Source organism: Tropicimonas aquimaris (genome assembly GCF_042676185.1).
GTDB classification, from domain to species: domain Bacteria; phylum Pseudomonadota; class Alphaproteobacteria; order Rhodobacterales; family Rhodobacteraceae; genus Tropicimonas; species Tropicimonas aquimaris.
The window spans coordinates 122,362-136,583 of sequence record NZ_JBHTJT010000006.1; the positions used below are offsets into that span (position 1 = coordinate 122,362).

Consider the following 14,222-nt stretch of genomic DNA (forward strand, 5'->3'; position numbering starts at 1 on the left):
CCGGAACTGGAACAGTGTTACCGAAAACGGAGGATTGATGCGTTGATTGCGATCAATTCAGGTGACGTTAGGGAAACTTTTCCGAAGCCCGGCATTCACTTCTTTCGGAGAGCCTCACGCCAGATGATCAGGATGCCCGCGGCCACGACCAGCGCGGCGCCGAGCAGCGTGAACAGCGTCGGAAGCTCGCCGAAGACGAAGAAGCCGATCAGCAGGGCGAGCAGCATGGAGGAATAGTCGAAGGGCGCGACCAGCGAGGCGTCGCCGAAACGGTAGGCCGAGGTCAGCATCCCCTGCCCGATCCCGCCCGCGATGCCGGCCATGATCAGCAGCGCCGCCTCGCGCGGTTCGGGCCAGACCCAGCCGAAGGGGATGGTCAGCAGCGACAGGAGCGTCGAGTAGACGGTGAAATAGAAGACAATGGTCGCCGGGCGCTCGGTCGATACCAGCTTGCGGATCAGGATCTGCGCCGTGGCGGCCAGAAAGGCCCCGCAGAGCGCGAGAATCGCGCCGAGCGTTTCGGCCTGCATCGCCGTCACGTCTGACAGCGCGGTCAGGCGCGGCGCAAGGATGATGAGCACCCCGACCATGCCGACCGCCACCGCCGCGATCCGGACCGGGCCGACCTTCTCGCCGAGGAACAGGATCGCGAGCGGCACCACGAAGAGCGGCGCGGAATAGTTGATCGCGGTGACCTCGGGCAGCGGCAACAGGCCGAGCGCCGCAAAACTCAGCCCCATCGCGGAGGTTCCGACCAGCCCGCGCAGCAGGTGGCCGAAGGGGTGACGCGTGCGGATGCCGTCGGCCAGCCGCCCCTCGGCCTGCAGCCAGATCAGGATGACCGGCAGGGCAAAGGCCGACCGGAAGAACACGGCCTGGCCGGGCGGCACGTGGTCCGAGGTCGCCTTGATGAAGCTCTGCATCGCAACGAAAACCGCGACGGAGCCGATCTTGAGAAGGATTGCGCGCGTGGGGTGCATGCGCGGCTGATGCGCTTCGCGGCGGGGGAATGCAAGGCGGATGCCTGCCAAATCCGCGCCCGCCGCGACAGTGCCCGCGCAGCGCCCGCCGGGAATACCTGGCAGGCTTCGGCGCGGGGCCCCTGGGACGCTGCTACTCCAGCGCTTTCGCGAAGGTCGCGGTCAGCCGCTCGTTCAGGGCATGGTGGGGTTTGGCGGAGGTCCCGTAGTGCAGCGTCGCGAGGGCCGCGATGTCATTGTAGATCACCCGCAGCGCGCCCTCGGGCCCCTCGTAGACGAGGATCTTCTGGCAGAAGGCATCCAGGCCGATTGCGGGAAAGTCCTTCATCGCGACGCCGCCGGGCGCCGGCCCTCCAAAGAGCAGGAGCGTGGCGCGCGGCAGCGTGACGCCAAGGGCCGCGGCATCGGCCGTGAAGTCGACGATGCCGAACCAGACCGTGTCGTCCTGCGCCACGATCGCCGAGCGAAGCCGCTCGATGGTCGCGTCGAAGCCGTGAGCGGAGGCGAGTTCGAGGACGCCGAAGTCGCGGGCCAGCCCCTCGACCGGCGCCGCCGACGCCTCCACATTGGCCGCCGCCAGCACTTCCGCGAGGCGCGCATCGAAGGCGGCTCCGGCATCGCTCTCTTCGAGGCCGTGACGCGCGGCGAGAAAGGCGAAGTTGGTGTAGATGACGCGGGCTGTTCCGGCGTCATCGAAGGAGAGCACGCGGAACGGCAGATCGACGCCGGCGCGGATCTCGGACTCGAGAATCGGCGTGGAAATCGCCGGATCGGAGAGGATCAGAACGCGCGACGGCCCCATCTCCGCGCCTGCACCTGCGGCGAGCCGGGCATGATCGATCTTAACGACCTCTGCCAGCCCGCCGGCGGTCGCCGCTCCCTGAACCGCCTCGAGCGCGGCATCGACGCTCGCCTGCGTGCTCTCCTGTGCGGCCACCGGCCATGCCAGCGCCAGCGTGACCAGAAGGCCGGCGAGTGGTGTTCCAATCTGCATCTCTGTCTCCTCCCGTGGGCCGCTTCACGAATGCCGCCTTGCCTGCACGGATATGCCGCGGGCAATGTGGCGCGCGCTCTCCCTGTCTTCTCTGCGAAAAAGTCTAGCGCGGAGTAATCGCCACTCAACGGGTCTGACGACGTGGCAAACGGCCTGGGTCCGCCCTGCGCCCTCCGGCCAGCCCGTCATGACGACGTATCGAGGCCCAAGCCTTGCGGAACCAATTGCCCCCCGCGCACCCCTCGCCTATATGCGCGGTCATGTTGGACACGCGCACAAACCGCCCCGAACTGCCGCCCGAGATTGCCCGCCGCCGGACATTCGCGATCATCTCGCATCCCGACGCCGGCAAGACCACGCTGACGGAAAAGTTCCTCCTGTATGGCGGCGCCATCCAGATGGCGGGACAGGTGCGCGCCAAGGGCGAGGCGCGACGGACGCGGTCGGACTTCATGCAGATGGAGAAGGACCGCGGGATCTCGGTCAGCGCCTCGGCGATGTCGTTCGATTTCAAGACGTTCCGCTTCAACCTGGTGGACACGCCGGGCCACTCGGACTTCTCCGAGGACACCTATCGCACGCTGACGGCGGTGGACGCGGCGATCATGGTGATCGACGGGGCCAAGGGCGTGGAGAGCCAGACGCAGAAGCTCTTCGAGGTCTGCCGGCTGCGCGACCTGCCGATCCTGACCTTCTGCAACAAGATGGACCGCGAGAGCCGCGACACTTTCGAGATCATCGACGAGATCCAGGAGATGCTGGCGATCGACGTGACGCCGGCTTCCTGGCCCATCGGCAAGGGGCAGGACTTCATCGGCTGCTACGACATCCTGCGCGACCGGCTGGAGCTGATGGACCGCGCCGACCGCAACAAGGTGGCCGAGAGCGTGGCCATCGAAGGGCTGAACGATCCGAAGCTGGCCGAGCTGGTGCCGGCGCACCTGCTGGAGGTGTTCCTGGAAGAACTGGAGATGGCGAAGGAGCTTCTGCCGGAGCTCGATCCGCAATCCGTTCTCGAAGGGCACATGACGCCGATCTGGTTCGGCTCCGCGATCAACTCCTTCGGGGTGAAGGAGCTGATGGAAGGCATCGGCACCTACGGCCCCGAGCCGCAGGTGCAGCGCGCCGAGCCCCGCCAGATCGCGCCCGAGGAAACCAAGGTCGCGGGCTTCGTGTTCAAGGTGCAGGCCAACATGGACCCCAAGCACCGCGACCGCGTGGCCTTTGTCCGCATGGCATCGGGCCATTTCAAGCGCGGCATGAAGCTGACCCACGTCCGCACCAAGAAGCCGATGGCGGTGAGCAACCCGGTGCTGTTCCTCGCCTCCGACCGGGAACTGGCCGAGGAGGCCTGGGCCGGCGACATCATCGGCATTCCGAACCACGGCCAGCTCCGGATCGGCGACACGCTGACCGAGGGCGAGGCGCTCAAGGTCACGGGCATCCCGAGCTTTGCGCCGGAGCTGCTGCAGAGCTGCCGGGCGGGCGACCCGATGAAGGCCAAGCACCTCGACAAGGCGCTGATGCAGTTCGCCGAGGAAGGCGCCGCCAAGGTCTTCAAGCCGTCGATTGGCTCGGGTTTCATCGTAGGCGTCGTCGGCGCGCTGCAGTTCGAGGTGCTGGCGAGCCGGATCGAGCTCGAATACGGCCTGCCGGTGCGCTTCGAGCCCTCGCAGTTCACCTCCGCCCGCTGGGTCACGGGGCCGAAGGACAAGGTCGACGCCTTCGCCAATGCCAACAAGGGTCACCTGGCCCATGACAACGACGGCGACCTCGTCTACCTGACCCGCCTGCAATGGGACATCGATCGGATCGTGCGGGATTACCCGGACGTGAAACTCTCCGCGACCAAGGAGATGATGGTCTGATACCCTGACAGCGGGACCTCCCCCCGCGGAGCCTTGCATGAGATCGCCGACGAGTCTCTCCTTGGTAAAATTCGCTTTTTGGAATACGATTATCCTGCGTAGAACGATGCCAATCAGGCATCGAGAACAGGAGGTTGTTGGCTGCTTTTGAAGAGAGGAGCCAGGGTAATCGCGGGGGATCTGTCATGGCGGAAAAGGGCGGCGGCTTTCAAAAGGGATTGCGGCTGCTTGGTCGCTGTATTCCAGGGACGAACCCGAAGACCTGGGTCTACCTCAATGTCGTGTACACGCCGCGGCGGTTTCTGAGGAACCTGTCATCCGGTTTCTAAAGAATGGACCACATCTACGAAGTGCTCCGCGCGTTCCGAGACGACTACGAGGGCAGCTTTTCTGTTCTGGAATTCGGCGTCGCGGATGGTTACGCATTCACCAAGAAACTCCATGCCGCCAGATACCTGAAGATGGAAAGCCGTGTGATGTTCCACGGCTTCGACACATTCGAGGGCCTGCCGGATATCGACCAGGGCGCAGACGGTGCGCTCATTGAAGGCGACGACTGGGTGGCCGGGACCTACAAGGGGCGATACGACGAGCTTCAAAGCTACTGCGGCGCGAAGTACGGAAACTTCGAACTCCACAAGGGGCTGTTCGAAGACACGCTGACGAAAGACTTCCTGGCAACGCTGGAGGAATACCGCCCCGCGCTCATCTGGATCGACTGCGACCTCTACTCAAGCACGATTTCGGTGTTCAAACGACTGATCCCCTGGATTCCGACTGGGACAGTCATCTATTTCGACGACATCTACTATAATTTCAGTTCGCGCTTTACCGGCGAGATGCGGGCCGTTCACGAGATCAATCGCGGCGACTTCGGCAGCGGGATCGAACTCGTCCCAGACCGGTATTTAAGCTGGAATTCCAACAGACTGTACCGCTTCATCAATCTGGATGCGAAGTTCCAACACAAGCTGAAGGAGACCCGGCGCGATGACCTGCGGCTGCGTGGCGATGACTCTCCCTTCCCCTGAGATGCCGGCAATAGCAGCCTTCCGGTTCTGGCACCGCACCGCCAGCAATTAGGCGGGGCGCTCAGGCTATGGTAGAGTTGTCTCAGTGCAAGTTCACTCATGGGGAGGAATGCGATATGGCCGAGATTCACAAGGGACAGTGTTTCTGCGGAGCTGTCGAGGTCGAGGTCAGTGGCGACCCGGCGGGAATGGGCTATTGCCATTGCGATAGCTGTCGCCACTGGTCGGCGGGCCCCGGTCAATGCTTTCACTCTCTGGGATCCGAACGCGGTTAAGGTCGTGAAAGGCGAAGAGCACATCCGGCAGTACAACAAGACAGAGAACAGTGACCGCAAGTGGTGCAACCTCTTTGGCGGGCACATCATGGCTGGGCACCCCGGGCTGAACCTGATCGACATTTACGCGGCGATCCTGCCGAGCGTCGACTTCCAGCCCGGTGTGCACGTGAACTATGCCGACACTGTCCTGCCGATGCGGGACGGCCTGCCGAAGTTCAGGGATTTCCCGGCCGATTTCGGCGGCTCGGGCGAGGTCATGGCCGAATAGCCGGGGTCGCCACGGGAGAGGTCCCCCGCCGCATCATGCAGACAGCCAGCCCGACCGGGCACCGCCCACGCCAGAACCGCGTCCTGCCGACCGGCGAGATTGTCGCCATCCCGGAGCGCGGACTGCTGATGGGCAACCGGGGAATCCTGCATGACGCGGACGGTCGGTTGGGCGTCAGCCGCTGGAAACATCCGCACTGGATCTGCTGCGTTCTGTCGTTCAAGGAGCGACGGCGCGAGGTGATGGCGCCTGGGCGGTATACCGAGCTGTTCTTTTTGGACGAGGCGGTGGCGCTGGCGGCCGGGCACCGGCCCTGCGCCGAATGCCGGCGGCAGAATTACGTGCGATTTGGCGATGCCTGGGAGCGGGCCTTCGGACGGCGAGAGCGAGCGGCTGGGATCGACCGCAGGCTGCACTCCGACCGGGTCGGCCAGGATAGAGGGCAGCGCCGGCACGCGGCGGCGCTCCATGACCTGCCCGATGGCGCAATGGTGTCGGATCGGGGCGCGGCTGCGCTTGTTCTGCAGGGGGCGCTGCGGCAGTTCTCGCCGGGCGGCTACGGCTCGCCGCAGACGAGACCGCCCGAGACCCGCGTCGAGGTTCTGACTCCGCGCGCGACGGTGGAGGTGCTCCGCGCCGGATACTACCCGCAGCTGCATCCCTCTGCATCGGTCTGAGTGTTTCCTCCCGGGCCACGGAGGAGTAGCGTTTGCCTGCCCGCTTTCCAGTGACCATTGCCGCAGTGACCCGAGAGTAATGACCGACCCTTCCGCGCCACGCCCTCAGGCCACGCCGCCGCCGCTGGAGGCGATGTTGGAGGACATTGCCGCGAGCGTCGGCAATCGCCAGGCGGTCCTGTTCGGCGAGATGCTGGACACGCTCGGGCGGCGGGGCTTCGGGCCGGTGCTGACGCTGGCTTCGGGCCTGACCCTGCTTCCGACGGGCATGGTCCCCATGGTGCCCGCGATCATGGGCGCGATCATGCTGACAACCTGCATCCAGATGCTGCGCGGGCGGCGCGAGATCTGGCTCCCGCCCTGGTTCTATCGCCGCCAGATCCCCGGACCGGTGATCCTGCATGCGCTCGACCGGGCCCGGCCGACCGCGATGCGGCTCGACCGGATGATCCGCCCGCACCTGGTGTGGCTTGCCCGGTCGCGGCTCGTCTCCTGGGCCGTGGCGCTCGTGGTGGCGGTGACCAGCCTCGCCATCATCGCGATCGGCGCCATCCCGGGCCTGCCATTCCTGCTCGCGATCCACCCGCTTCTGTTCGGCATCGGACTGACCACCGGAGACGGGCGCTTCGTGGCAGCGGGGTTCGCGCTGTTCCTGCCGGCCGCCTGGGGCGCCCTCTGGCTGGCGGGGCTGGCCTGAAGCGGCGCGCAGCAGCCCCTTGCGTCCTTGCGACGCTTGACGGGCTGACCGGCCGGACCAAGCTGAGCCTCGGGAAAACCGAATTACCGGAACGCGAATTCATCTCGAGAAAAAGGTTGGACTCCATGACATTCAGGATCGCGAAACACCTCCTGGCGGCCACGGCCATCGCCGCGTTCGGCCTGACGAGCACCGCCGACGCCTGCACCGGGATCACGCTGCATGCCATGGACGGCGCGTCGGTCTACGGGCGGACGATGGAATGGGGGGCATTCGATCTCCACTCCCGCGTGATGCTGCTGCCACGCGGCCATGCCTTCAGCTCCGATCTCGGAGAGGGTATGACCGGCAGGACCTGGACAGGTCGCTACGGGCTGGTCGCGCTGGACGGTCTGGAACGGCCGCTCGCGCTCGACGGAATGAACGAAGCCGGGCTGACGCTCGGAGCATTCTACCATCCCGGGTTCGCGGAGTACGCCCCCATCGAACCCGATCGGCAGGCCGAGGCACTGAACCCCCTCGACGTCGGCAACTTCATCCTGAGCAGTTTCGGCAGCATCGCCGAGGTGCGCGAGCGGGTGGGCGAGCTGCACGTGGTCGCGGCGGTGGAGCCGGTGCTTGGCTTTCCCGCGCCGCTGCACTTCCTGCTGACCGATCCGACCGGCGAGGCGCTGGTGATTGAGTTCCGCGGCGGTCAGGCCGTGACTTTCGAGGCGCCGCTGGGCGTTCTGACCAACGCACCGACATACGACTGGCACATGACCAACCTGCGCAACTTCGTGAATCTCTCGCCGGTGGCGCTGCCCGGGGTCAGCATCGGCGAGATCGATTTTACACCGCTCGGAGCAGGCAGCGGCATGAAGGGCCTGCCGGGCGACTTCACCCCGCCCTCCCGCTTCGTCCGGGCGGTCGCCTTCAGTGCGACGGCGCGGCCGACGGAAGACGGACCGGAAACGATCTACGAGGTGTTCCGGATCCTCGACAACTTCAACCTGCCGCTTGGCGGCGCAGAGGGTTCGGACGTGGTCGGCGAGATCGACGCGATGCGCTCGGCAACGATCTGGACCACGGCGATGGATACCAGGAACCGGGTGCTCTACTATCACACACAGCACAACCGGCGGGTCCGGATGCTCGACCTGGGCAAGATCGATTTCGAGACCCTTGCAGCCCCCGTCTTCCTGCCGCTCGACCGCGAAAGGCAGCAGGACATCGAAGAACTTACGCTGCCGAATTGATCCCGCTTGCCGAATTCGGGCCGGTGCCCCGGTGGGCGAAACGCAGCGCGAATGGCTCCGCCTGCCGGCCAAGTTGACGCTGAGTGGAACCTGAGGTACACGGACGCAGTCCGCGAGCCGCGCGGACCAGAGACGCCGGGGCGTGAGATCGTACGTCCCAACCACTAGCTGCCCTTCCCGGGCCGCCTACACTGGACGTATATGACAAAGTTTTCTGACCTCAGCCTTGACCCCAAGGTACTCAAAGCCATCGAAGAAACCGGGTACGAGACCCCTACCCCGATCCAGGCGGGCGCGATTCCACCGGCTCTGGAGGGAAAGGACGTGCTCGGCATCGCCCAGACGGGCACCGGCAAGACCGCCTCGTTCACCCTGCCGATGATCACGCTGCTGGGCCGTGGCCGGGCGCGGGCGCGGATGCCGCGCTCCCTTGTGCTGGCCCCGACGCGGGAACTGGCCGCGCAGGTCGCCGAGAACTTTGACGCCTATGCCAAATACACCCGCCTCACCAAGGCGCTGCTGATCGGCGGAGTGTCCTTCGGCGAGCAGGACAAGCTCATCGACAAGGGTGTCGACGTGCTGATCGCCACCCCGGGCCGCCTGCTCGACCATTTCGAGCGCGGCAAGCTGCTGCTGACCGGCGTTCAGGTGATGGTGGTCGACGAGGCCGACCGGATGCTCGACATGGGCTTCATCCCGGACATCGAGCGTATCTTCCAGCTCACGCCCTTCACCCGTCAGACCCTGTTCTTCTCGGCCACCATGCCGCCGGAGATCGAACGGCTGACCAGCACCTTCCTGCACGCCCCGGTGAAAATCGAGGTCGCCCGACAGGCCACCACGTCCGAGACGATCACGCAGGGGTTGGTTCAGTTCAAACCCTCCCGGCGGGACCGTACGGCCAGCGAGAAGCGCGCCATGCTGCGCTCCCTGATCGAGAGTGAGGGCGAGAAGTTCCGCAACGCGATCATCTTCTGCAACCGCAAGGTGGACGTGGATGTCGTCGCCAAGTCGCTGAAGAAGCACGGCTACAACGCCGAGCCCATTCACGGGGACCTGGACCAGTCGCACCGGACGCGGACACTGGATGGGTTCCGCGACGGATCCATCAAGCTCCTGGTGGCCTCCGACGTGGCCGCCCGCGGCCTCGACATCCCGAACGTAAGCCACGTGTTCAACTTCGACGTGCCGAATCACGCAGAGGACTATGTGCACCGGATCGGACGGACCGGCCGCGCCGGCCGCGAGGGCACGACCTTCATGATCGCCACGCCCGCCGACGACAAGTCGCTGGCCGCGATCGAGGCCATGGTGAAGCAGGAGATCCCGCGGATCGAGGCACCGGAACTGCCCGCCTCGGAGCGCCGCGCCACCGGCCGGTCGAAGGACGAGGCCGCCGAATCGACCTCGGAGCGCCCGAGACGGAGCCGCTCCGTGTCGCGGCGCAGCGACAGCCGCCGCGCCGAGTCGGCCTCGCCGGAGGTAAGCGACCGGGAGACCGCGACCGAGGCCGCGACGCCACCGGCCCAGTCCGAGACCGAGGCCAGCCCCAGCGAGCGCCGCAACACGCGCTCCCGCCGTGGCAGCGCCCGCGAGGACAAGAACGGCGTCGTCGGCATGGGCGACCACGTGCCAGATTTCATCCTGCGCTCCTTCGCCTGACACCGGCAGCGGGCTCCGGCCCATCTACCCCTTGGATTCTCTCGCCCGGCTCCGTCTGAACGACAGGTCCGGTCTTCTCGTGTGTCCCAGCACACGGTCCCGGCACGCGTCAGCGTGCCACGCCCAACGGGAGGAAGGCATCTGCGATGCCTGACGAGCGGCGGGAGCCCTGCGGCCCCGTCGCGCGTTGACAGCCCCTCCCCCCGAGGTCTAGTCCGTTGCCGCCCCGCACGCCTCCTGCGCGCCGGGCCCGCATCCCCCCCCGGCTGCCCTCAACTTCAACGGACAGCCCCAGCCACCAGAGGCTTCCCGCATGAATGTGATCGACACGCCCGCCGAACCCCGCCTGACCTCGCTCTCCCACGGCGGCGGCTGCGGCTGCAAGATCGCCCCCGCGGTGCTTTCTGAGATTCTGCGCGAGACCACCGCCATGACCCTGCCCGCCGAGATCCTCGTGGGCAACGAGACCGCCGACGACGCCGCCGTCTATCGGCTCAACGACAACCAGGCGCTGGTCGCCACGACCGATTTCTTCATGCCGATCGTCGACGACCCCTACGATTTCGGCCGCATCGCCGCCACCAACGCGATCAGCGACATCTACGCGATGGGCGCCCGGCCGATCATGGCGCTGGCGCTGGTGGGCATGCCGATCAACGTGCTCTCGAAACAGACCATCGGCCGCATCCTCGAAGGCGGGGCGAGCGCGGCCCGGGCGGCCGGCATCCCGGTGGTCGGCGGCCACTCGATCGACTCGGTGGAGGCGATCTATGGCCTCGTGGCGCTCGGTCTCGTGCATCCCGACCTCGTCAAGAAGAACGCCGGCGCACGGGCCGGCGACCGGCTGGTGCTGGGCAAACCTCTCGGAGCCGGCGTCATGTCGGCCGCGCTCAAGGCCGGCGCGCTCGATGACGCGGGCTATGCACGGATGATCGCCACCACGACGCAGCTCAATACGCCCGGCCCGGAGCTGGCCGAGATCGACGGCGTCCACGCCCTGACCGACGTGACCGGCTTCGGCCTCGGCGGCCATCTGCTGGAGATGCTCCGCGGTGGCAATTGCGGGGCGCGGCTGGACTGGAGCGCCGTACCGATGATGCCAGGCGTGCCGGAGCTGGCAGCGCAGGGCTTCATCACCGGGGCCTCGGGCCGGAACTGGGCGAGTTACGGCGCCGAGATCGCGCTCTCGGCGGAGCGGACGGAGCTGGACCGGGCGCTCCTGACCGACCCGCAGACCTCCGGCGGGCTGATGGTCTCCTGCGCGCCCGAGCGGGTCGAGACGGTGCTGGAGCTGTTCCGGCGCCACGACTTTGCCTCCGCCGCCGTGATCGGCGAGGTCGGCGAAGCGGAGGGCCAGCACCGGGTCGCCGTGATCTGAGGCACGCCCCCCCCGGACCCCGGGGATATCCATGAACAGGTGAAAGGGCGGCCCGCGCACAGCGGCGCGCTTGCGTCAGCCGGTCGGGGGGGCCAGCGCGGTGTCGATGTCGGCGAGGGTCTTGCGCTCGGCCTCCGACACCTTCTCTCCGCCGAAGCCCAGGAAGCCGCCCTCAGAGGTCGCCTCTGCCACATTGGCGGCGATGTCGCGCAGCCAGTCGCAGAAAGCCGGCGCCTCGGCGGGCGCGGTTTCGCGCAGGCTGGCCGCAGTCTCGGCAAGGCGGGCAATTGCGGCGGCGCAGGCTTCGGCCGGTTTGCGGCCCTTGGCGAGTTCCCGGGGGCCGGCCAGGGCGAGGGAGCGGCCCTCGCTGGTCTCGTAGGCCGCGGCGACCTCCGCGATCAGCGAGCCCGCGGCGGCGGCCTCCGATCCGGCCTTGAACGCATTTGCCATGGCGGCGCTTTCCTGCACCGCGCCGATCAACCCGTTGGGATCGGCCGCCGTGACCGCGAATCCCGCCAGCATTGGCCCCTGGACGACCCCGGACCATTCCGCTTCCGCAAACAATTCCCTGTAAGACATGTGCCCCTCCCGGCTGAAACCCGCGGGCCGGCGTGGCGGCCCGCTGAGCGAGCCTAGCACGGCCGGGCGCTTCTTGCAGCCGGGAGGCCGCCTTCGCCGATCAGGCGAGGCGGGAGATCACCACCGTCACTTCCGGCTTCTTGCCGATCTCCTCGACCGCGACCTGCCGCACGGCGCGGCGCAGCGCGGCGTCGAGCTTGTCGTCGTCGGTCAGCACCTTGTCATCGGCGCGGGCCAGGAACTGGCCGGTCTCCGCCTCGATGATGTCGACCAGCGGCGCTTTCGACCGGCCGGTCTCGGCGAGGCCGCGGATCTCGGCCCAGGGCTCGCCCAGCGGTTCGTCCTCCTCGTCGAGGATCACGTTGAGCATGACATGGCCGTTGAGCGCCATGCGGATCCGGTCGCGGACCACGCCGTCCAGCGCACCCACCTTGAGCGTCCCGTCGAGATAGACGCGGCCGGTTTCCACGTGTTCGCAGACCTTGGGCGCCGCGCCGGTCAGGTCGAGCATGGTGCCGTTGACCGCGACCACCGAGGCGATGCCGCGGGCGGCGCCGGCTTCGGCGTGGCGGCGCAGCATCCGGTGCTCGCCGTGCATCGGGATCAGCATCTGCGGCCGCATCAACTCGTGCAGCGCCTCGAGGTCCGGGCGGTTGGCGTGGCCGGAGACGTGGTAGAGCGACGAGCTGTCGTCGACCACGTTCACGCCCATCTCGGAGAAGGCATTGACGATCCGCAGCACGCCGCGCTCATTGCCGGGGATCGTCTTGGAGGAAAACAGGAACGTATCGCCCTCGACCAGTTCCATGCCCAAGTACTTGCCGCGCGAGAGCTGCGCGGTGGCGGCACGGCGTTCACCCTGGCTGCCGGTCACGATCAGCATCAGGTTGTCGCGTGGGATATCCTCCGCCTCCTCGTGGGAGATGACGGGCGGAAAATCGGTCAGCACGCCGGTTTCGACTGCGGCCTGCACCATGCGCAGCATCGCCCGCCCCATGAGGCAGACCGAGCGGCCCGCGTCGCGCCCGGCCTCGGCCAGCGTCTTCACCCGCGCCACGTTGGAGGCGAAGGTGGTGGCGACCACCATGCCGCTGGCCCCGGCCACCAATTCGCGGATATGCGGCCCGAGGGTTGCCTCGGAGCGGCCCGGGGTCTCGACGTGGATATTGGTGCTGTCGCAGATCAGAGCCTTCACCCCGCCCCTGGCGATCTCGTGCCAGAGCTCGGCACTGAAGGGCTCGCCAACAACCGGGGCGCCGTCGAGCTTGAAGTCGCCGGTATGGACCAGTCGGCCAGCCGGTGTGTCGATAACCAGCCCGGAGCTTTCCGGGATCGAATGCGAGACCGGCACGAAGGAGACGGTGAACGGCCCCGCCTCGACCACGTCCGGATGGGCGCCGACTATGTGGATGTGCTCGGGGTCCTGCCCGCGCTCCTCCATCTTGCGGGCGGCCAGGTGGCCGGTGAAGCGGCGGCAGTAGACCGGCACGCGAAGGTCGTCCCAGAAATGGGCGAGCGCGCCGATATGGTCCTCGTGCCCGTGGGTGATGAAGATTGCCTCGAGCCTGTCGGCACGCTCGATCAGCCAGGACATGTCCGGAAAGATCAGATCGATGCCCGGGGTGGTGTCCATGTCGGGGAAGGTCACGCCGAGGTCGACCAGGATCAGCCGCTCCTTGCCCGGCTTGCCGTAGCCGTAGACATAGGCGTTCATCCCCACTTCGCCCGCCCCGCCAAGGGGAAGGTAGACCAGCCGCTCGTTACCGCTCATTTTCTTTATATTCCTTGTTATACCGATGGATGACCGTGAGACCATGCATCGTCAAATCTTCTTCGATAACATCGAACAATACATCGCCCTGGCTGAACAGGGGCGCAAGCCCTCCGGTGCCGATGATCTTCATCGGGCGCTCGCGCTCAGCCAGGATTCGGTCGCAGATGCCGCGCACCAGGCCGACGTAGCCCCAGAAGATGCCCGACTGCATGCAGGCGACAGTGTTGGTGCCGATCACCTGTTGCGGTTTGGTGATATCGACATGCGGCAGGGCGGCGGCGGCGAGGTGCAGAGCCTCGAGCGAGAGGTTCACGCCCGGGGCGATCACGCCGCCGATGTAGGCGCCATCCTTGGAGACCACGTCGAAGGTGGTGGCGGTGCCGAAATCCACCACGACGAGGTCGCCGCCGTGCCGATCAAAGGCGCCGGCGGTGTTGACCAGCCGGTCGGGGCCGACCTGGGCCGAGCGATCGACGCGCGGCGGGTTGGGCAGCAGACAATCGGGCTTGCCGACCACGAGCGGGCGGCAGTTGAAATAGCGATCGGCCAGCACGCGCAGGTTGAAGACCACGCGCGGCACGGTCGAGGAGATGATCATCTCGTCGATCTCGATCGGCACGCCGTGGTGCTGCATCAGGGTCGAGAACCAGACGAAATACTGATCGGCGGTGCGCTGGTGCTCGGTCGCGGTGCGCAACGTGGTCAGGAATTTCGTGCCGTCCCAGACGGAGAAGACGGTGTTGGTGTTTCCGGTGTCGATGCAGAGAAGCATGGGCGGGTCTGCTCCGTTGGCTCGGG

General features: G+C 66.7%; 14 protein-coding genes. 9 read left to right on the plus strand and 5 right to left on the minus strand.

What is annotated here, in order from left to right; all coding sequences use genetic code 11:
- Positions 1 to 95 precede the first annotated feature (95 nt).
- Positions 96 to 980: a DMT family transporter gene (locus ACFQ2S_RS02460; protein ID WP_386072429.1), complete on the minus strand. Its 885-nt coding sequence runs from the start codon at positions 978 to 980 to the stop codon at positions 96 to 98.
- A 133-nt stretch (positions 981 to 1,113) separates the two neighbouring features.
- The gene (locus tag ACFQ2S_RS02465; RefSeq protein ID WP_386072431.1) at positions 1,114 to 1,974 is read right to left on the minus strand and encodes a DUF302 domain-containing protein; all 861 of its coding nucleotides are present in this window, start codon (positions 1,972 to 1,974) and stop codon (positions 1,114 to 1,116) included.
- Positions 1,975 to 2,234: 260 nt separating this feature from the next.
- On the opposite strand from ACFQ2S_RS02465, the gene ACFQ2S_RS02470 reads away from it, so the two are divergent.
- From ACFQ2S_RS02470 to selD, 9 genes are all read left to right on the plus strand, one after another.
- Positions 2,235 to 3,842, plus strand: coding sequence for a peptide chain release factor 3 (locus tag ACFQ2S_RS02470; RefSeq protein WP_386072433.1), 1,608 nt, complete (start codon positions 2,235 to 2,237; stop codon positions 3,840 to 3,842).
- Between the two features lie 332 nt (positions 3,843 to 4,174).
- Positions 4,175 to 4,873 (plus strand): TylF/MycF/NovP-related O-methyltransferase, encoded by a 699-nt coding sequence (locus tag ACFQ2S_RS02475; protein ID WP_386072435.1) that lies wholly within the window; start codon positions 4,175 to 4,177, stop codon positions 4,871 to 4,873.
- Between the two features lie 116 nt (positions 4,874 to 4,989).
- A complete protein-coding gene (locus ACFQ2S_RS24785; RefSeq protein WP_449369408.1) occupies positions 4,990 to 5,148 on the plus strand; it encodes a GFA family protein in 159 nt (52 codons plus the stop codon).
- Between the two features lie 4 nt (positions 5,149 to 5,152).
- The gene (locus ACFQ2S_RS02480; RefSeq protein WP_386072438.1) at positions 5,153 to 5,419 is read left to right on the plus strand and encodes a hypothetical protein; all 267 of its coding nucleotides are present in this window, start codon (positions 5,153 to 5,155) and stop codon (positions 5,417 to 5,419) included.
- Positions 5,420 to 5,454: 35 nt separating this feature from the next.
- A complete protein-coding gene (locus ACFQ2S_RS02485; protein ID WP_386072441.1) occupies positions 5,455 to 6,096 on the plus strand; it encodes a hypothetical protein in 642 nt (213 codons plus the stop codon).
- Positions 6,097 to 6,175: 79 nt separating this feature from the next.
- Positions 6,176 to 6,793: an exopolysaccharide biosynthesis protein gene (locus tag ACFQ2S_RS02490; RefSeq protein ID WP_386072443.1), complete on the plus strand. Its 618-nt coding sequence runs from the start codon at positions 6,176 to 6,178 to the stop codon at positions 6,791 to 6,793.
- Between the two features lie 125 nt (positions 6,794 to 6,918).
- Positions 6,919 to 8,031, plus strand: coding sequence for a linear amide C-N hydrolase (locus tag ACFQ2S_RS02495; RefSeq protein WP_386072444.1), 1,113 nt, complete (start codon positions 6,919 to 6,921; stop codon positions 8,029 to 8,031).
- Positions 8,032 to 8,232: 201 nt separating this feature from the next.
- Positions 8,233 to 9,693 carry a DEAD/DEAH box helicase gene (locus ACFQ2S_RS02500; protein ID WP_386072446.1) on the plus strand — a complete coding sequence of 487 codons (1,461 nt, stop codon included), beginning with the start codon at positions 8,233 to 8,235 and terminating at the stop codon, positions 9,691 to 9,693.
- 319 nt (positions 9,694 to 10,012) lie between these two features.
- Positions 10,013 to 11,071 (plus strand): selenide, water dikinase SelD, encoded by a 1,059-nt coding sequence (gene selD / locus ACFQ2S_RS02505; RefSeq protein WP_386072794.1) that lies wholly within the window; start codon positions 10,013 to 10,015, stop codon positions 11,069 to 11,071.
- Between the two features lie 75 nt (positions 11,072 to 11,146).
- Here selD and ACFQ2S_RS02510 read toward each other — a convergent pair whose 3' ends face one another.
- The 3 genes from ACFQ2S_RS02510 to ACFQ2S_RS02520 all read right to left on the minus strand — a co-directional run bounded on the left by ACFQ2S_RS02510 (position 11,147) and on the right by ACFQ2S_RS02520 (position 14,196).
- Positions 11,147 to 11,650, minus strand: coding sequence for a hypothetical protein (locus tag ACFQ2S_RS02510; protein WP_386072448.1), 504 nt, complete (start codon positions 11,648 to 11,650; stop codon positions 11,147 to 11,149).
- Between the two features lie 100 nt (positions 11,651 to 11,750).
- Positions 11,751 to 13,421: a ribonuclease J gene (locus ACFQ2S_RS02515; protein WP_386072450.1), complete on the minus strand. Its 1,671-nt coding sequence runs from the start codon at positions 13,419 to 13,421 to the stop codon at positions 11,751 to 11,753.
- Positions 13,411 to 14,196 carry a type III pantothenate kinase gene (locus ACFQ2S_RS02520; protein WP_386072452.1) on the minus strand — a complete coding sequence of 262 codons (786 nt, stop codon included), beginning with the start codon at positions 14,194 to 14,196 and terminating at the stop codon, positions 13,411 to 13,413. The genes ACFQ2S_RS02515 and ACFQ2S_RS02520 overlap by 11 nt, the downstream gene beginning before the upstream one ends.
- Between the last annotated feature and the right edge of the window lie 26 nt (positions 14,197 to 14,222).